Source organism: Nostoc sp., assembly GCF_036917555.1.
GTDB lineage: Bacteria > Cyanobacteriota > Cyanobacteriia > Cyanobacteriales > Nostocaceae > Nostoc.
The window spans coordinates 53,071-72,183 of record NZ_JBALDD010000002.1 but is presented as its reverse complement, the minus strand read 5'-3'; the positions used below and the strand labels follow the sequence as shown (position 1 = coordinate 72,183).

Annotated in this window: 19 protein-coding genes; 12 read left to right on the top strand and 7 right to left on the bottom strand. The window is 39.3% G+C overall.

Annotation, left to right across the window (positions count from 1 at the left end; all coding sequences use genetic code 11):
• Positions 1-317: 317 nt before the first annotated feature.
• Positions 318-845, bottom strand: a complete 528-nt coding sequence (locus V7K60_RS00730; RefSeq protein WP_334922126.1) for an isochorismatase family cysteine hydrolase — start codon at positions 843-845, stop codon at positions 318-320.
• 130 nt (positions 846-975) lie between these two features.
• Here V7K60_RS00730 and V7K60_RS00725 point away from each other — a divergent pair, with 130 nt between their 5' ends.
• Positions 976-1,215, top strand: coding sequence for a hypothetical protein (locus V7K60_RS00725; protein WP_334922124.1), 240 nt, complete (start codon positions 976-978; stop codon positions 1,213-1,215).
• A gap of 93 nt (positions 1,216-1,308) precedes the next feature.
• Here the strand turns inward: V7K60_RS00725 and V7K60_RS00720 are convergent, their stop codons facing one another.
• The gene (locus tag V7K60_RS00720) at positions 1,309-2,397 is read right to left on the bottom strand and encodes an endonuclease/exonuclease/phosphatase family protein (RefSeq protein ID WP_334922122.1); all 1,089 of its coding nucleotides are present in this window, start codon (positions 2,395-2,397) and stop codon (positions 1,309-1,311) included.
• A gap of 254 nt (positions 2,398-2,651) precedes the next feature.
• On the opposite strand from V7K60_RS00720, the gene V7K60_RS00715 reads away from it, so the two are divergent.
• The 5 genes from V7K60_RS00715 (at position 2,652) to V7K60_RS00695 (ending at position 6,315) form a co-directional block, all read left to right on the top strand.
• The gene (locus V7K60_RS00715; RefSeq protein WP_334922120.1) at positions 2,652-3,386 is read left to right on the top strand and encodes an SGNH/GDSL hydrolase family protein; all 735 of its coding nucleotides are present in this window, start codon (positions 2,652-2,654) and stop codon (positions 3,384-3,386) included.
• Between the two features lie 187 nt (positions 3,387-3,573).
• Positions 3,574-4,251 (top strand): HupE/UreJ family protein, encoded by a 678-nt coding sequence (locus tag V7K60_RS00710; protein ID WP_334922118.1) that lies wholly within the window; start codon positions 3,574-3,576, stop codon positions 4,249-4,251.
• A gap of 154 nt (positions 4,252-4,405) precedes the next feature.
• Positions 4,406-4,990 carry a hypothetical protein gene (locus V7K60_RS00705; protein WP_334922116.1) on the top strand — a complete coding sequence of 195 codons (585 nt, stop codon included), beginning with the start codon at positions 4,406-4,408 and terminating at the stop codon, positions 4,988-4,990.
• A gap of 53 nt (positions 4,991-5,043) precedes the next feature.
• A complete protein-coding gene (locus tag V7K60_RS00700) occupies positions 5,044-5,421 on the top strand; it encodes a DUF2358 domain-containing protein (protein WP_334922114.1) in 378 nt (125 codons plus the stop codon).
• 153 nt (positions 5,422-5,574) lie between these two features.
• Positions 5,575-6,315: a Uma2 family endonuclease gene (locus V7K60_RS00695; RefSeq protein WP_334922112.1), complete on the top strand. Its 741-nt coding sequence runs from the start codon at positions 5,575-5,577 to the stop codon at positions 6,313-6,315.
• Positions 6,316-6,327: 12 nt separating this feature from the next.
• Here the strand turns inward: V7K60_RS00695 and V7K60_RS00690 are convergent, their stop codons facing one another.
• Positions 6,328-6,522 carry a hypothetical protein gene (locus V7K60_RS00690; RefSeq protein WP_334922110.1) on the bottom strand — a complete coding sequence of 65 codons (195 nt, stop codon included), beginning with the start codon at positions 6,520-6,522 and terminating at the stop codon, positions 6,328-6,330.
• A 126-nt stretch (positions 6,523-6,648) separates the two neighbouring features.
• On the opposite strand from V7K60_RS00690, the gene V7K60_RS00685 reads away from it, so the two are divergent.
• The 5 genes from V7K60_RS00685 (at position 6,649) to V7K60_RS00665 (ending at position 12,820) form a co-directional block, all read left to right on the top strand.
• Positions 6,649-7,026 carry a hypothetical protein gene (locus V7K60_RS00685; protein WP_334922108.1) on the top strand — a complete coding sequence of 126 codons (378 nt, stop codon included), beginning with the start codon at positions 6,649-6,651 and terminating at the stop codon, positions 7,024-7,026.
• 136 nt (positions 7,027-7,162) lie between these two features.
• Positions 7,163-7,444 carry a hypothetical protein gene (locus tag V7K60_RS00680; RefSeq protein ID WP_334922106.1) on the top strand — a complete coding sequence of 94 codons (282 nt, stop codon included), beginning with the start codon at positions 7,163-7,165 and terminating at the stop codon, positions 7,442-7,444.
• Between the two features lie 105 nt (positions 7,445-7,549).
• Positions 7,550-8,737, top strand: coding sequence for a TRC40/GET3/ArsA family transport-energizing ATPase (locus V7K60_RS00675; RefSeq protein WP_334922105.1), 1,188 nt, complete (start codon positions 7,550-7,552; stop codon positions 8,735-8,737).
• 255 nt (positions 8,738-8,992) lie between these two features.
• On the top strand, positions 8,993-12,292 hold the full coding sequence (locus V7K60_RS00670; RefSeq protein WP_334922103.1) for a GAF domain-containing protein: 3,300 nt from the start codon (positions 8,993-8,995) through the stop codon (positions 12,290-12,292).
• 204 nt (positions 12,293-12,496) lie between these two features.
• Positions 12,497-12,820 carry a hypothetical protein gene (locus V7K60_RS00665; RefSeq protein ID WP_334922101.1) on the top strand — a complete coding sequence of 108 codons (324 nt, stop codon included), beginning with the start codon at positions 12,497-12,499 and terminating at the stop codon, positions 12,818-12,820.
• Positions 12,821-12,891: 71 nt separating this feature from the next.
• Here V7K60_RS00665 and dnaN read toward each other — a convergent pair whose 3' ends face one another.
• A complete protein-coding gene (gene dnaN / locus V7K60_RS00660) occupies positions 12,892-14,055 on the bottom strand; it encodes a DNA polymerase III subunit beta (protein ID WP_334922099.1) in 1,164 nt (387 codons plus the stop codon).
• 78 nt (positions 14,056-14,133) lie between these two features.
• Positions 14,134-14,556 (bottom strand): type II toxin-antitoxin system VapC family toxin, encoded by a 423-nt coding sequence (locus tag V7K60_RS00655; protein ID WP_334922097.1) that lies wholly within the window; start codon positions 14,554-14,556, stop codon positions 14,134-14,136.
• A 745-nt stretch (positions 14,557-15,301) separates the two neighbouring features.
• Here V7K60_RS00655 and V7K60_RS00650 point away from each other — a divergent pair.
• Complete coding sequence (locus V7K60_RS00650) at positions 15,302-15,742, top strand: hypothetical protein (RefSeq protein ID WP_334922095.1); 441 nt, start codon at positions 15,302-15,304, stop codon at positions 15,740-15,742.
• 116 nt (positions 15,743-15,858) lie between these two features.
• Here V7K60_RS00650 and V7K60_RS00645 read toward each other — a convergent pair whose 3' ends face one another.
• Both V7K60_RS00645 and V7K60_RS00640 read right to left on the bottom strand, forming a co-directional pair.
• On the bottom strand, positions 15,859-17,331 hold the full coding sequence (locus V7K60_RS00645; RefSeq protein ID WP_334819137.1) for an argonaute/piwi family protein: 1,473 nt from the start codon (positions 17,329-17,331) through the stop codon (positions 15,859-15,861).
• Positions 17,321-18,682, bottom strand: a complete 1,362-nt coding sequence (locus V7K60_RS00640; protein ID WP_334922093.1) for a DUF4365 domain-containing protein — start codon at positions 18,680-18,682, stop codon at positions 17,321-17,323. Before V7K60_RS00640 ends, V7K60_RS00645 begins: the two co-directional genes overlap by 11 nt.
• Positions 18,683-19,113 lie beyond the last annotated feature (431 nt).

The window sequence follows — 19,113 nt, the reverse complement described above, 5'->3', positions numbered from 1 at the left end:
TCAGTATTTTCTATGATTATTTTCTTCTAATTTTTTATTGAAACTTTATATTATTTTTAATAAACTCCATACATTTTTAAATATGGAGTTTTTAAGTAGACTATATTATTGTCTCATGGCTGGAGTTCTGAGTTTTTCCCTGATTTCAACAAACTACAGTTTTCAAGGTAGATTTAGCTTAACCGTAATCCAAGCAATTGGAATTAAGTAAAAATTTCGATTTGAGCAAATGACTAAGCTTTAAAATATCGGACTATATTCATAATACCAACCCTTGCGATCACACCAGGTTCAGGATATTAACAATGATGCAAGGCTTATGACATCTCCTCAAGAACCTCATCAGTCATCTTAATTTGGTTTTTCCCTATATTACGCTTCAGCAAAAAAATACCTGCATCATGTGCTTGCTGACCACCGTGACTAGAGGAAGCATCCTCGATAATCACTGGTTCAATACCACGCTCAAAAGAGTCAATTGCTGTTTTCAAAATGCAGCTATCAGTTTCAACACCACAAAGATATATTTTACTGATTTTATTAAGAAAAATAAAATTAGAAAAACTTTGTGTAAATGCAGAGTAATAAGGTTTATCAAAAATATTATTATTTATATATGGCTGAAGTTCATCAATAATGCTCGTTTCTGATTCTTGCATCAATCTTGACCAATGAATTAATTTTACATAATTACTGTCAGCAGTATTGATAAATCTTGTGAATTTAACGAGTTTTCCAGCCGCTAAAAATTGCTCAATTAGTTTAATGATAGTAGGAATAATATGTCTGCATTTCTCAGACATAAAACCGTTTTGCATATCTATGACAAGAAGTATTTCGCTCATTTATGCCAGAATTTATTTAGATTAAGAGTTACGATGTTTAACAAAATAATATTATAAACTCCATCTGCTAGAGTTGTATGCGATGTAATACAACGGATCGTGGAACGGACAAAAGCGCCAAATCCTTATCATGTTGGGGATGTCAGCATTGGCAGATATTGAGGCGATCGCAACTCAAAAGAACTTGACCCTGATACGTGAACTAGCCGTACCTGGTGGCATTGTTGCAGTAGATGCAGTTATCTTTCGTCGAGTGTTGGATAACTTGCTCTCCAATGCCATTAAGTTCTCCCCGTCCAAGTCTCAAGTCACCTTACGGGAGTGGGAATGGGTTGGACAACTGGAGGAATCGTGTCAGCACAATTCGTAATTCGCTTTTTCGCCCATTCGCAATTAATGCCCACGGATAAATCCGAGGGCTTGAACCAAGCAAAGTTTAAAATTTATCTATCCATAAATGAATTTAGGGGCTTGTACCATCAAGAAATAATTGGTCAGAGGTGGACTGGGTAACAGGTAATGTAAAAGCTGCAATTACAGGATCGTGGTCGCTGACAGGCTTACTAAAGCCAACATTGACATGCACAATGTCAATTTCTGGTTGAGCAACATTGGAAAGATTTTTACTGACTAACAAATGGTCAATAAGTTCAGGATTTCCACGAAATTTAAAACTAAAGCGATCGCTAACAGGTAAACGATCCGTCAGATTCTCAAGGATGTTACCCTTCAAGGCTTTCAGAGGTAGGGAATCTGGTAAATCGTTTAAATCACCCAATACAATTACTTTAGCTTGCTGGTCAACTTCTAGTAGTTGCGCTACGAATTCATTCACGATTTCGGCTTGTTTGACTCGTTTAACATCGCTGGGAGAACCTCCAAGCTTAGAAACAAAGTGATTAGCAATGATAAACAGTTTTTGGTCGTTAAAAATAAATTCTGCTAAAAGTGGCTTACGGCTTTCATCGAAAGCATCATTCGTGGGGTCAATCCGACCAGGGTTGAGCGAGAGGTCAAGACCATTTGTACCTTGAGTTATAGTTACAGCATCTAATGAACCGCCTCTTCTGAGCGCTTTTGCTAGAGTTATCCGGCTGGGTTGAAACAAGAAACCGACACGAATATTGCCTCCAGGTTCTCCACCATCTCGATCGTCACTGGGCGGAATATCAACAAAGTTGTAGGCTGGACTACCAATATTTTTGAGTGCAGCAATCAGTTTTTGGTAAGTCTGATTTGCATTCACAACGTTATCATTGGTTGGCCCGTTGTTATCCTGAACTTCAATTAAACTAATAACATCTGGTGCGTTCAAATTATTGCCAATAATTTTGGCAATATTATCAAAGCGTTGATCTTTTGGGTCTAAATTCTCGACATTAAAAGTTGCAACAGTCAATACATCCTGTGAATTTTTCAAAGATGTTGTTTCACGTTGTGCAACTACAGGTAAAGGAGTTGGCAATTGAGCTATTGAACTAGCTTGCAGAGGACTAATCCATCCAAAGAAGATAAAAGCAATACTCAGTATTAGCAATTTGATAAATTTCATTGTCTCTCTCTTCCAATGAAGGTACTTTCTAGATTAGTCTTCTTATTAATACAGTTCAGTTAAGAAAAGTTTTAGGTTGGGTAAAATTTGCAATCTCTTGGGAAAACTTTCATATACTCATCAACAGTCAGAACTATTTCCAAAAAAATCCCGTCCAAGAATTAAGTTATATTGCAAATATTTCAGAGATGATGAGCAACACCAATATAGTATATGTATGTTTATTCCTCTTTCTAATAATTGTCTTGTTTAGGATGTTAGGAAGGCAGATTCAGGCAAATTCCTTCCCAGTAGGCGAACAGCAGGCAATCAGAGTTTTATTTATTGGCAACAGCTATACCTATTTCAACGATCTTCCTTGGTTGACACAACAGTTGGCTGCTTCGGCCAAAGAACCTAAAACGCTGGAAACTGAAATGGTTGTGGTTGGTGGAGCTACACTCAAAAACCACTGGAAACGTGGTGAAGCACTCAGGCTTTTGAAAGTAAAACGCTGGGATTACGTAGTACTGCAAGAGCAAAGTACTTTACCAATTACCAATCCCAAGGAAATGTACAACTACGCTACTCTGTTTGATGCCGAAATTAAACGAGTTAATTCCCAAACAGTGTTTTACTTGACTTGGGCAAAGCAAAATCAACCAGAAACGCAACAGATATTGACTGATGCTTACATGAGCATTGCTAAAGAACTGAAAGCTAAAGTTGCACCTGTGGGAACTGCTTGGCAAAAAATTCAGGAAGCAAATCTGAAATTAAACCTTTACAGTTCGGATCAAAGCCACCCTAGTCCGATTGGATCGTATGTAGCAGCATGTGTATTATATACAACATTTTATGAGAATAGTCCTGTAGGATTGAGTCGCCGTATATATAGTAGTAACCCTAGTACCCCACAACAAAGCAATAGAATTGAGTTGGAAAGTTTAAGTGAAACAGATGCCCAAATAATTCAACAATTAGTTGAGTACATCGTCAGAAAGATATAGGAACAGCCTGTTGTGTGGTTTAAAGGATAAGAGAAAGTTTTTAGCCTGGATTCAGACTTTTCACTTTGAAATCAACTTGGCTTTAGATAACTTAGTGAAGCTAGTGTAATCTAGCATCATTACCACGTTAGTTTTTTGGGATAGGTGGGTAGTATAAGTTACCTAAAAACTAATTTGGTATATAGCGATGTTCAAGACTAAATTATCAGAATCGCGTGCTTGGGGGGAACTTAATACCTCAAAGTTCATGGATCGCCATATTGGGGCGCTCGCAGCTTTAATTTTAATTAGCTTACTCAGTTCATTGAGTGGAACACCATTTGACCATACCATTTCTAACGGCTGGGAAGCCTTTCTCTGGGGATTGGCAGATCCAGTAATTAGCTTGAATTGTTTAGTTGGTATTGTTGCTATTGGCTTACTCTCATCTGTGTTTGTTCGTGGTGCTGCGACGATCGCTGGATGTTTTGTCTTCGCAACAGTTTTGGGTATTGTAATTCATCTATTTCAGCTAAATTTACCAGGCACAGAAATAGCCATCGCCATTTCTACCATTGTTTTTGGTACTATGCTGATGATGCCAAATCAACTAAACTTTCTGGTGCTTGCTCTGGTGGGCATCAGTGCTGGTTTATTTCAGGGTTACGCTAATGCTGAATCTATTGTTGCGGCAGGAATGATACCAGTAGTTGGCTATATACTAGGTATTACTTTAACTCTGTTTGCAGTTGCGATGAGCGCTAGAGAAATTGGTGTTGGGATAGGTATGGGAGAAATAAACCGAATTTTACCCTGGAAAATCAGCCTTGCTGGCTTCGCTTTTTGTGCGATCGGTATCGTGTTTTTGAGCAATTCGCTTATTTAAATCACATCTTTCAATTCAGTGGAATACATTCATTCGTGGGGCGTACACCTAGCTGTGCGCCCTCACTGCGTTTTCAGACTGGATAAGCAAGCATTCTGGTGAATAAGTTGATGCACCCTGCGCTAATCTAGAGGCTATATATAAATAAAAAGTTATGACACCTAAAGAAATTGCGGCTACGCTAACAGAATTATTTGGCACATCGGCTGTTGGTGCGTTGGCGCAGCCCGTCGTAGACATCGCTCCTGGCGAGTGGCAAATAGACACTTCTAATTTTCGGCTATTGGTACTGCTTTCCGAAGATAATACTTGGCTGCGAGTTTTACTGCCTATTGTGCCCATCCAAGAAGCCCAACCATTTTTAGAACAGTTCCTAGAAGCCAACTTCGATGACACTCAAGAAGTACGTTACGCTTTGTATGAAGGGGTAATTTGGGGGGTCTTTCAACATAACAGTGGCACTTTAGTGAGTGCAGATTTGTCCAATGCAATCAACCGACTTGTATCTCTCCATCAAGCTCGATTAGATAATGTCTTTAATCGACTAATTGAAAGCCGCATCCGGCAAATTATTCAGGCAGCAAAACAGCAAGGACAATCTCTACAAGCTACTATGCAAACCTTAGAACGCTTTTACGCTGAAGGAATGATGGGCGAAATAAATCAAACTTCACAAGGGCGAGAAGAAGTCCTAACTGCTTGGCGGCGTCAGTTAGAACGTTTATGGAATGAGGGTTAATTTCAGTTTTTCAGTTTTCATATTAAACCAATTTACAGATATATTTATCTATCATGGATATCATTGAAATCCTCAAACAAGACTATCAAAGATTCCCAGTCAATCAAACTTACAGCATTTACGCTCCAGACGTTTATTTTCAAGATCCGCTGAATAAATTTTGTGGTGTTAAACGTTACAAACAAATGATTAATTTTATCCAAACTTTGTTTTTAGATCCCAAGATGGACTTACATAATATTCAACATTTAGGAGACACAATAAAAACTGAGTGGACACTCAGTTGGAATACCCCTCTCCCCTGGAAGCCACGGATCTCTATTCCTGGTTGGAGTGAATTAGGTCTTAACTCTGATGGCTTGATTATTTCCCATATCGATTATTGGAACTGTTCACGCCTAGATGTAGTGAAGCAGCATTTTTTCTCTTGAAAAAGTCGATGATTAAAATAATATAATTACCGTCAAAATCTTCATAGTTTGTAGTGAGCACTAAAGTCCTCTCTGACGAGATGCTACGCGAAGAAAATCAGGACTGAAGTCTTGCTATTACACTAGATGTAACAATGAAAGCCATTAATCATTATGACGGCTGCAAAAAATCCTGAAATCCCTGCAGAATTAACTATACATACAGAAGCAGAAGATATTATCATTCCCCCTAGTGATTTATGGAGTGATGAGCCTCCTTTGGAAAGCGATTTACACCGCGAGCAAATTGAACTACTGTTGGCGTGTCTGAAATGGTGCTGGCGTCAGCGTACTGATTTTTATGCTACTGGAAATTTAACGATTTATTTTAGCCCAGAACAGATTACCACACGAGACTTTAGAGGCCCAGATTTTTTTGTCGTCAAGGATTGTGAAAATCGCCCCCGCAAAAGTTGGGTATTATGGGCAGAACAAGGGAAGTATCCCAATGTGATTATTGAATTACTTTCTAACAGTACTGCCAAGGTTGACAAAGGTCTGAAGTTTGAACTTTACCAAGAGACTTTTCGCACGCCGGAATATTTTTGGTTTCACCCCAATACTTTGGAGTTTCAAGGGTTTTGTTTAGTGAGTGGTAAATATCAAGCTTTTGAAGCAAATGCCCAAGGGTGGCTATGGAGTCAGCAGTTAGAATTGTTTTTGGGAGTGTATGAGTCCAAATTACGGTTTTTTAACGTAGATAATCAGTTGGTAGCGACTCCAGAAGAAAGGGCACAAGCAGCAGAACGAAAAACTGAAGCTGAACGACAACAGAGGGAACTTGCACAACAGCAGGTGGAAGAACTGAAGGCTAGACTGAAGGAATTGGGGGTCAATCCAGAAGAGTTAGAGTAGGAAAAATAAGCATTACTTCTCTTTCTCTTCATCTAATGCTTTTTGGATAGCACGACGGCAAAATTCTGGAGGGTCATCTTTAGCTTTTACCTCTTCCTTCATTTTCTTGGTGACTCGCAAGTGTATATATTCAATCAATGGTTTATCTCTATCAGTTTTAAAACCATGATTTTTAATTTCTGGATTTCCACGATTATCTTTAGACACTTTACGTTACTTAATATATCTGAATTAATTGATATACATATTGAAGAATGATTTATTAGTGGGTATTTCGCCTGAGAAACTAGATACCCACCAAATATCCCATTAGAAACGAGACACTTCTATTTTATGTTCACGCGTTCCGAACTTGAAATCAAAACCATCCGAGAGTTACGCGACTTATGCCGACGCTACGGTATCAAGCCGACAGGGAACCCAGGATACAAAGTTTCTTACATCACTTCTCTGATGGCATTTCCACAATTAGCACTACATCAGATGCAAGAGGGAAGAGGGTTAAAGGCTCCCACCTTCACGACTTTTCAGTATATTGGCGCAGCGATAGATGAGATGAGTTCACCCACAGATGAGCAAATAGCACTGATTCGGCTAACGCTGGAAGGTAGGAAAATGACTTACCCAGATAGATTTGAACAGGAAAAGCTGTTGAATTTGCACAAAGCTAAGATGCTGGTTGAGCAAGCTTTTGCCATGTTGAGCCAGTAAACAGCCCCGATCGCAATTTTCAGGTAATTAAGCCATAGTACAGGTTAGCACAGTTGTGCTGCTCTACAGGGGATTGAAACAAAATCCCCCAATACTTTAGAGTGAATAATAAACTCAACTCCAAAGCGTGATCGCAATGACTGATAAAGAACTCAAACATCTACTTGAGAGTAATGCTAAAACAGTCCAAGCTATGTTAGATGAAATGGCGGAAGCACGTCAGGAACGCCAAGAACTCCGAGAAGGAATGCTCCAAATCCAGAATGCAGTAGCACAATTAACGAATATACAAGAGAGAATAACCAATTTACTAATTTCTATTGATGGCGATCGCCCCACAATTCTCAAAAAACTCTCAGCACTGGAAACTAAGCTTGATCGGCTATTGCGGCAAAACCCAACGGATGAGTTAGGGTAAATACTCATAATAATGCCTAGACGTGTTGAAACAACATTTATTTTCCTTAAACAGTCGATAATGTAAATAAATGTAATAAAATTCTCAGGCAGGACAGAAGCATCTATGCGTGTAATTTTAATGACTGGTAAAGGCGGTGTGGGCAAAACTTCCGTCGCTGCTGCAACTGGACTTCGTTGTGCGGAACTAGGGTATCAGACATTGGTTTTAAGTACAGATCCCGCCCACTCCCTCGCAGACAGTTTTGACATGGAACTGGGACATACACCCCGAAAAATTCGCCCAAATCTGTGGGGTGCTGAACTGGATGCACTGCAAGAACTGGAGGGAAACTGGGGTGCTGTGAAACGTTATATTACCCAAGTTTTACAGGCAAGGGGTTTAGATGGCGTACAGGCGGAAGAATTGGCTATTCTACCAGGCATGGATGAGATTTTTGGCTTGGTAAGGATGAAACGCCATTACGATGAAGGTGAGTTTGATGTTTTAATTATTGACTCGGCCCCCACCGGCACAGCATTGCGTTTGCTGAGTTTACCTGAAGTCGGTGGCTGGTATATGCGCCGTTTTTACAAACCATTTCAAAATATCTCAGTGGCACTTCGACCTCTGGTTGAACCTTTTTTTAGACCAATTGCTGGTTTTTCGCTACCTGATAAAGAGGTAATGGATGCACCTTATGAGTTTTATGAACAAATTGAAGCTCTGGAAAAAGTATTAACAGATAATACTCAAACCTCAGTGCGTCTGGTAACAAATCCCGAAAAGATGGTGATTAAAGAATCTCTCCGTGCCCATGCTTATCTAAGTTTGTATAATGTTGCAACAGATTTGGTCGTGGCTAATCGCATTATTCCCCGCGAAGTCCAAGATCCATTTTTTCAACGTTGGAAGGAAAGTCAGGAACAATATCGCCAAGAAATTCATGATGATTTTCACCCTCTGCCTGTGAAAGAAGTTCCTCTGTTTTCTGAGGAAATGTGCGGATTAGCTTCATTAGAACGCCTGAAAGAAACTCTTTATAAAGATGAAGATCCAACTCAGGTTTATTACAAAGAAACAACTCTTAGAGTAGTGCAAGAGGAAAACCAATACAGCTTAGAACTTTACTTACCTGGTATTCCTAAAGACCAAGTTCAACTCAGTAAAACCGGAGATGAATTAAACATTACTATTGGCAACCATCGTCGTAACTTAGTTTTGCCACAAGCCTTAGCAGCACTACAACCAGCCGGAGCAAAGATGGAAGATGACTATCTAAAAATCCGCTTTGCTGACAACACAAGAGTTTAATTTTGTTGAACATTACTCTTTCAACAAAAAGTTAAAACTAAAAAGCAAGAATTTTCTCTTGTAGCTAGTACAGACGCAATCTTTTTAGCGTCTGTTTTTATGATTTTTTGGTGAATTTTGATAAAAGGAAAATAAATATTTTCAATAGTAACTTGACCGTAGTTTTACTGAAGACAAATTGATAAAAAAAACTCACAATATTTTTAGATTTAACTATGTCAATTTTCAAATTATTAATTTATTTTGCTATAAGCAATGACCTCCAATCCTGAACAAGATTTGCCCTTATGTCGCGATGAAGAAAGTTTTCTACGCCGCATTACAAACCGTATCCGACGAAGCTTAGAGTTAGAAGAAATTATTACAGTGACAACGGCAGAGGTGCGATCGCTATTAAAAACTGACCGAGTGATGATTTACAAATTTCATCCCGATGGTAGTGGTCAAGTGATTGCTGAGTCAATTTACGAAAATCGTTTGCCATCACTATTAGGACTGAATTTTCCTACTGATGACATTCCACCCACCGCCCGTGAACTATTTATCAAATCACGGGTGCGTTCTGTTGTAAATGTTGATACTCAAGAGATTGGTCAAATTCACTTGCGTGACTTGGATAATGGAGAAACGATATCAGAGGAGATCCGTTACCGCCCTGTAGACCCCTGTCACATTGAATATTTGACGGCAATGGGCGTAAAATCCTCTGTAGTAGCGCCTATTTTCTATCAAGATCAACTTTGGGGACTGCTGGTGTCTCATAATTCTGAAGCGCGTTTGATTTCAGAATACGAACTAGAAGCAATACAGATGGTAGCCGATCAACTGTCAGTGGCGATCGCTCAAAGTACCCTTCTTGCTCAAGTTCGTAAAACAGCCGAACGAGAAGCGATCGTTAACCGCATTGCTAGCCTACTACATTCACTCCCAACGATTATATTACAACCAGCCTTAGAAGCAGCTGTTGCTGCCTTTAATGGAGTTGGTGGCAGGCTTTGCATTAGAAATGAAGCTTTTGATTTCCACAATGGCAACGTGACCAGCTTAACAGAATGCTTAATACCAGGAAATACTTGTATCAAGCTTTATATCTGTGGACAGCAACCTGTGATGCCAGAACAAACCATATATCCACTCATAGAGCAGTATAGTGTCTGGCAAGAACATTACAAGTCTAGTAAATACGATGTTTGGGCAATTTCAGATATATATAAAATTTCTGACTTGCGAACTTTGCAAGTTGCTTTTCAACCAACTAAAATTCGCAGCATATTGATGATCCCACTCCAGTATCGCCAGCAGTTGTTAGGCTATTTAAGTATTTTCCGCAACGAAATAGATACAGAAACTCTATGGGCGGGGCAGTATAACAGCGATCAAAGGCAGCTTTATCCCCGTTTATCGTTTGAGGTTTGGCGCGAGTCTAAAAAAGCACAAGCTCAAGAATGGACGATTGAAGAGATTGAACTGGCTAGAAACTTAGGTAAACACTTTGCTTCAGCAATTCAGCAGTATGAATTATACCAACAAGTACAAGTCTTCAATGAAAATTTAGAAAAACAAGTTAAAAGACGCACAATTGAGTTACAACGGTCGTCTGAACAAGAACAGGCTGTATTTAAAGTTATTACTGAAATTCGGGAATCTCTGGACACAGATACTATTTTTCAAACCACTACTAAAGAGGTTTGTCAATTAATCAAAGCTGATCGTGTTTCTGTTTATCGTTTCGATTCTAATTGGGGTGGTGAATTTGTCGGCGATTTCGAGGCTGCTAGTCCATACTGGTCAAATGAGTCAGAATTAGGTATTAATACAATTTGGAATGACACCTACTTACAAGACACACAGGGAGGACGTTACCGCCACAATGAAACATTTGCAGTCGATGACATCTACAAAATGGAGTTTGCTCAATGTCATATCGACAATCTAGAGCAGTTTCAAATTCATGCTTTTGTGCTTGCGCCAATTTTTGTTGGGCAAAAACTTTGGGGTTTGCTGGCAACTTATCAACACACTGGCCCTCGGCAATGGAAAGCTTCAGAAGTTAACTTTCTCAGTCAGATTGCGGCCCAAATGGGCGTAGCACTCCAGCAAGCTGATTTACTCTCTCAGACACAACAACAGACATTAGATTTGCAACAAGCAGCAGAACAACAACGCGTATTGTTTGAAGTTGTGGCGAAAGTTAGAGAATCTCTTGACTTAGATGCAATTTTTCAGACAACCACTCAAGAAATTTGTAAATCACTACAAGCAGATCGAGTTGCAGTCTACCGCTTTGAGGCTGATTGGAGTGGTGAATATATCGCCGAGTTTGTGGGTGATAACTGGTTAAAGCTAGTAAGTTCTGATACCAAGACAGTTTGGCAAGATAGCTATTTGCAGGAAACCCAAGGTGGGCGATATCGTCACAATGAAACCTTTGTAGTCGATGATATCTATCAAGCTGGCCACTCTCAATGCCACGTTACGGCTTTAGAGCAAATTCAAGCAAGGGCTTATGCGATCGCACCTATATTTATTGGGCAACAGCTATGGGGTTTATTAGCAGCTTACCAAAATTCTGCACCCCGCCATTGGGAAGCCTCAGAAATTAAGTTTATTACTCAAATTGCCAATCAACTTGGGGTTGCACTCCAACAAGCTCAATTACATAATCAAACCAAAGAGCAGACTCAAAAGCTAGTTCAAGCTTTGCATGATTTAAAGCAAACTCAAACCCAACTGATCCAAACTGAGAAAATGTCCTCACTAGGTCAACTGGTAGCTGGTGTGGCTCACGAAATTAATAATCCGGTGAACTTCATTTATGGCAATATCAATCATGTCAATGATTACACCCAAGATTTACTTAGTATCCTAGACCTCTATTTACAAAATACTCCTAACCCTAGCCCTGAAATTAGCGATCGCGCTTTCGAGATCGACTTAGAATTTATCATGGAGGATTTGCCCAAAACTCTATCTTCTATGAAAATTGGGGTCGATCGCATCCGGCAGATTGTCTTGGGTTTACGGAATTTCTCTCGCCTTGACGAAGCAGAAAAAAAACCAGTTGATATTCATGAGGGTATTAATAGCACCTTGCTAATTTTGCAGCATCGCTTGAAAGCAAAACCAGAAAGTCCGGCGATAAAATTAGTCAAAGAATATACTAACCTTCCTTTAGTAGAGTGCTATGCCGGGCCGCTAAATCAGGTATTTATGAATGTTTTAAGCAATGCGATCGATGCTTTAGAAGATTACTCTCAATCAAAACCTCATAGCAGTCAAATTACTATCCGTACTGCTTTTGGAGAACTTGAAGGCAATATCAAGAGTGTAGTCATTCGCATTGCAGACAATGGTCCAGGAATACCCGAATCCCTGAAGGCAAGAATCTGCGATCCATTTTTTACAACTAAGCCAGTGGGAAAAGGCACTGGCTTGGGGTTGTCAATTAGTTACCAGATTGTCGTAGATAAACACGGTGGTGTGCTTAAATGTGATTCTCAACCAGGGTTAGGTACAGAATTTTGGATTGAAATTCCGATTACACAAATCAACTAATCATAGAAACAAAAAATAAACTTGCATAGTGCAGATTATCCCTGGTTTAGAAATGAAGAATGCAAAGTTATGTAATAATTTTGATTTTCTGCAAAAAATTTGAGTTTTGGGGTGAAAGCATACTAGCTTGATTGATAAATGATAGATAGCTAGTAACCTAATTTATACTTAACTAGGGTTTAACGCTTAGGAGCATACATAATTATGAATTCGATAAATCCCTCTGAAAACGTCATTAGTTGTTTGCAGACTATCTTGGATGCCACGGCTACGGGAAATTACGAGCTTTTTCTTACAGTAGGTGATTCAGACTACAGAGCAGATATTACCAAAGAAAATTTTGACCAAGTTAGTTCCCCACTAATTCCACGTATGTCTGAGGGCTATACAACTACTTACTTCGGTCATCTCAAACAAGGAGAAACTCAGACCTATTTGTGGAAGCTGAGTTTTGCTGATGATGGACATGAATTCATAGTACGTGTGGGGATGAAGAGGGACAAAGTTAATCTGATATGGATCACTTAATATATATGCATATCTGCTGTGAAAACAAAAATACGCTGTAGGGTAGCAAAGATGTGCTACCCGCAATTCTTTTAACTTCTAAGTTGCACAGGCATCGCTAAATAGGTCATTTTCAAACTACCCAATGGTGTAAAAATCACTGGAGTTAGGCTTTGATTTAAATGCATTTGAATTTCAGAAGATGGTAACTCTTTTAAGCCTTCCATCAAATATTTAATGTTAAAGGCAATCTCAATATTTTCACCTGAAATTTGTGCCGGCATCGACTCTCTACCACTGCCCACATCTTGAGCTTCACAAGATAAGGTAATTTCTTGAGCTTCGTTATTAATACTGACCTTGACAATATTGTTTTTCTGATCGGCTAACACAGCAATCCGCTCCAAAGTGCTGACGAATTGTCGCCGTTCAATTGTCACTTGTCGCTCAAATTGACGCGGAATCAATTGTCGATAAGCAGGATATTGCCCTTCTAATGTGCGACTAGTCAAGCGTTGATTTTGCCATGCAAACACAACTTGACCTTGATCGAAATATAAAGCTACAGGTTCATCTGATGAGGCGCTATGAGCTAGCATTCGTTGGAGTTCACGTAATGCTCTAGCTGGTACTGTCACTTCTAGTTGAGTAGTTCCGCCTAAAGGACGCTCGTTACTAGTTTCTACTACTGCGAGGCGATGTCCGTCGGTAGCTGCAAATTCTAGAGTATCTTGTTTAACTGTTAAATGCACTCCCGTAAGTACTTGCTTGGTTTCATCAGCACTGGTAGCAAATAATGAACCGCGTAATCCCTCAATTAATGCAGTGGTGGTGAGATGGATTACTTCTGTATTTTCAATTATAGGTAGTTCGGGAAATTCTTCTGGCCCCATTGCTCTGACTTGGTAATGTCCACTTTTTGGTGTGAGTGTGACAATTAAACCTTCTCCACCGGATGTTGCACCTGTGAGGGCTGATTCATCGTCTAGAGTGATTTCACCTTCTGGAAGACGAGAGGTGATATCTACAAGTAATTTAGCAGGAAGTGCGATCGCACCACTTTGCCATACCTCTGCGTTAAAGCTGGTGCGAATTCCTAAGCTGAGATCAAAGGCTGTTAAGCTGACTTGGTTAGTTTCAGCATCCGCTTGTAACAGCACATTGGCAAGTACCGGATGAGTTGGTCGTGAGGGTACTGCACGACTGACGAGTGAGAGGTTTGTACTGAGATCGCTTTGGGAGCAAACTAATTTCATAGGTCAGATGCAGCTAGTGAAAGATATCCTAACATCCTTATCATCCTTATGTTTATAGGCGATCGCTGACGAAGTTGGTTAAGGGTAGAAAACTCGGTTAAACAGTTGGTTACGATTGCGCCGATAAATATCAAAATCTTTATCCAGTGTGGCAATGGCAGTGACATTCAGGCGTTCAGAAATTACCACAAGGGATAAATCCGAAAAATCTGCTGGCAAATCAGCGTATTGGGCATTCAGTTCCGCAATCCGAGCAAAATCTTGAGACGCAAAGGATTCACACTCGTATATGTTATTTACTAGGTGGGACAAAAACTCGTTTTGCACCTGCCAGTCAGAGGCTAATAGCCACATCACTTCAGTGACACAACCTTCACTCGTTACCAATCGACTGGTACATCCAGCAAAAAACTCAACCACCCGATGATGATGTGAATCTGCTGAGTCGTAAAAGGCAACCAACAAACCTGTATCTACCAAAATTGTAAGATAATAGGTCATGATTCCTGTTGGTGGCTCTGCTTTATCCGCGATCAATAACCGCTCTTTGAACGTCTCGATCTGATAAATTACCAACACTGAGCAAATGTTGGGGAATTCCTCCCATGCGTTCTAGAATGCTTTGCTCAGATGGCTGGCTTTGCTCACCATCAGATGTAGAATTTTTCTGATCCTATCTACCTTTTATGAATAGCAAGAAGTCTAACACTTGTTCCACTAGAGAATCTGAAACTTGCTCAATTTCCTGAATAAGTTGCTCTCTGGCTGTCATAAATTATCTGCCTTAATACCAACAGGACTTCATTTATCACGTTAACAGAGTTCAAGGGAAGATTTATTGTTAGATAACAGGTAAAAGCGATGTCTACGACGTGCTACGCCTACGCTCCTACAATTCAGGCTGTGAAAATTTAAACCTTTGCAACAAATGTTCTTCCATGTATAAGAAAGGCTTAAGCATTTCCAAGAAATATATAAGCAGTTGCAGCAAATGTTTAATACTTTGCAACAAATGTTCTTCCATGTATAAGAAACGCTTAAATCATTGCAGCATTTGTTGTAATGAGCTTATGAATTGATTTACTACCTGAAATCTAAAAATAATTTAGGTGAAATTAATTAAGCTTTGGGAGATGCGATGTCTAATATGGGCTACACTTACGCAACTTATTTGTAGTATTTCCCCATGACATAAAATATGTTTTTGTATAAAACAGTACTATTAACCTAATGGCAGAGATGCATTATGGCACGTCGCAAAAGAAATTCCAGCGTTTTAGAACGAGCCGATCGCCGGATTGAAAGTTTACAATCTATCAGCGTAGAACTTGACTTTGGCGGAGGACTGACTATACAAGCTTATAACATGATAATTAACGATCTCCGGTCTAAGCTTGCTGCCTACAACACTGCGTTATCTACCATTGACAAACTCACAGATGATGTGAAGAACGCAGAACAGGTTGTAATAGCCATGTCAGAAAAAATGTTACTAGGAGTTGCCAGCCGTTACGGTAAAATCAGCCAGGAATACGAGATGGCGGGTGGTGCTAGACGAGGTAATACTAAGAAGAAGCGAGGCGTAGTAGGCAATTCCAAAGTCACCAATTCTTTAGCAGCCGATTCTGTTCAGCTTTCTTCTGCAAATGGATCTATGAATGGGGCTTCGGGTGCGATCGTCAGTTAGTTAAGATCCAATAGGGAATGGCATTCAGTTCAGATACAGCCCTTCCCTAACTGCTTCCCAGCCTGGGAGGGTTGCCGCCTCCAAGAGCTTGACGTTCCATTCTTATTCGTACACCTTTACATATAAAAGCGGTAATGGAACTCTAGTGGATCATTTTTACCCACATATTTCAGGATATGTCCCACTTGCCTCGCTGCTCGAATGGTGATGGGTTCTCCTCGGTCGAACTGTGTATTGTTCCAGTTCATCTTCGTCAGTGCCAAAATTTCCTGTGCCAGCGCTTTGGGCGTTTCTTCTACACTTTCACACCGAAACTTTAAGGGGCGTGGCACATACATACCTGGATAAGTGGAAAAAAAATCTACACTACCCCGCGTGTATAAAACGTGGGTATAACTATCTAAACTTAACAGCGTTCCTCGTAGAGGAGGATACTTTCCATAACGGAATAGTCTAGTTCCACCTCTATTGTCGAAGCTGATAAACTCAGCTGTATTAATACCATGTTTATCCAACGCATCCTGAAATCCTTCAAACTCCTCTGGTATAAATCGAGAAGTTTTATGCAGTACAACTCTTGCGGGTAAGTTACGATGTTCTCGGCGATACATTGCTAAGGCATTAGAAAGTAATTCGGATGCATCTGATGCTGGAAGATAAGGTTGGCGATCATCTTTTGATAATTCAGCTTGCCCTCCACGCAAAATAACTCCTTCTCCCCGCTCGTTGAAAATTTGAGCAGTACTGGTTAGTAATTTTGAGCGATCAAGTGTTTTATAGAAGCTAATACCTACGTAGCATGTAGTCAAATCTCGTGAATCTCTGACCAGTCGCCAGGGTGTTCCTAAAGCTTTGTAATATAAAGCAGTATAGAAATTCCAAGCCCGGGTTGCCTCATCCTGGATTGTCTGAGCTTTCTGTTTGTGTTTGTTCTTACTTATCTTTGACTTCTTTTTTGCGGCGTTATATGTTGAGGGTAAGATAATTTGTGTTGGCTTTCTTAATGCCATTGCTTTTGCTTTAAATAAATCACGGAAATCTAAATCTACTTCTTTGTGATTATTTTCATTACTAGAAGTCGGTTGATTATTATCAGTATTCTCTTCATCTACAGACATTTTTTCTAACAAGGATTCTGGTAATGCACATACTAAAACATCTGGACTAGTTTTTTCATCGATATACCGTAACTCCTCGATAAAAAAATTGACTGTTTCACTAATAAGTGTATTTACATCTTGAATCTGAAGAAGTTTGTCAATATCTTTATTCGATATAACTGCATTCCGTCTAGAATCCACCCTGATAGCCGCAGGTAAATTGTTTTCTTCTCCAAAGCCTGGAAATTCTGGAAAAAGGTATGGCTGCTTACTGTTCTTTGCCTCAATTCCCTGGCTGCATTTTTCGAGCCATATTTCTAAACCCTCGACTGTTTCGGATGAACCAACAATCCCTAATTTGATTTCCTTTGGGGCAGATGTGCTGTCATAGTCAAGTGGTTTATAGTGCATCATCCCAAAGCGAATATCAATGTGTCGTCCACCATTGCCAAACTCTAGTTCGGGTTCTTGTAAAAATTCAATCTTCATTATTTATTTTAAATAGAGGTAAATCATTTAAAGATTCTTCTAACAATGCCGTAGTTTCATCGTCTTCATTCCTTAACCAAATATCATCATCAATACCAACTTCAATTTCAAATTCTTGTAGCGTATCAAAAAACTGTAGAAATGGGTAATTTTGAATAAATAAGTCACCTTGAGCAGGTGTAATCAAATATTCAGCCCACATTATAACTTGACCAAATACCGCAGGATTTTTTTCAAGACGTTTTATTCCTGAAAGATGCTCTTTCTCGAACTTATCTTTTGTGTAACCATCCCTTGTAAAAAAATATGTTGGTGTGATTTCTAGAAACCAGTCTGAATCGACACGTATAAACCGTCCTTCAAAAGCAGAATGTCTGTAGTATGCTATTTCTGTAGAATTTTTCTTTAAGTAAGACTGAAAAACATCTCGATGTGTTTTCTTGGAGAGACTTCGATAATAGTATCGACGTGTTGATAAATCGTTAGTAGGTTTGAAATAGTAACACTTTTTCTTTTGGTCGAACGATAAGTCTTCTTTAACTTTCTCGCGCAGCACCTTATTGAGTAACCACACAAATTCCTGTTGTCGTTCAAGCCGATTTGATAGCGACCATTCGTCTACACCATGCTGCTCAACAGTTCCCAAATCGCAGATTTCTGTCCAAGGTGCTTGGCGCAAGTCGTGGAAACTAAGTACAAAATTTTCTTTCAACAACCACTCCTGTCCCAAATTTCGACCAACTTTCTGAAGCGCTGAATAAGCTTTAGATTCATCTTCTGTAAAGGTGTAAGCAGTGTAGAGATGCTCTGCAAGTTGATAAACTCGCAACAGATTTGAGTATAATTTTTCTAACTTTGGTCGTGGTGCAAGGTAAAGTCCTGAGTTTTGGGGAACAGCCAGCTTAATTAGCGCATCTCTAGCGTTGACATCAAAACGATTAAAACGCTTATCAAATGTAACTTTTTTAGATTGCCATCGTTTGGCATCGCAGAAGTAATCCTTTACAGCAACCCAAAAAGCTTCTTTAGTTGAAATTTTGACAACAATTAGAATAACTGGGGCGTTGCCTTGTAGCCAGTAATCAATATCTCTTTCTTTAAATCGACACTCAAAACTGTTTTCATTTTCTGCCTGAAGAGGAGTCTTTTGAGTAGCTTTACTTTGAACTTGAAGGATACAATTTGTGACCTCGCCTGTTTGGGAATCACGGATTTCAATTATGCCGTCAATACCTGCTTCTACACCTCCAGTTGGATACCAGAGGAATCCCATGCTCAAGACGACTTCTTCAATAATATTGATGCCTTGCTGTCCGATTATGTCAGATTGACCAATTTTCTTTCTAGGCACTTGACTACTTTGAAATAGACCAAATAATACATAAGTACCATATCATAACCTAATAATTTCCGTAAGCAAGGTATTTAACTTTTATTTTTAATATAGGAATCCGATTTTAGTTTTGCTAAGTATACTGATAATCGCTATATGATTTATACTTCAGTCTGTTTTTTTTCCAAGGTAGTAGCTGTGGAAATTGTGGAAAACTTGCCACAGGTCGGTTTAATAAATGATTTAACAAATAACTATCTGTGGAAAACTTGTGGAAAAATACTTGAGTTTTTCCACAAGGTAATTATACTTAATTAAGTTTTAACAGTAGAATATCAAGTTTTCCACAGATTTTTCCACAAAAAGTAAGATTTTTTCCACAATTGAAGTGAAATTTAATCAATTTTTATACGATACTTAATATTCTTGACTAATTCTTCAGCCGTCAA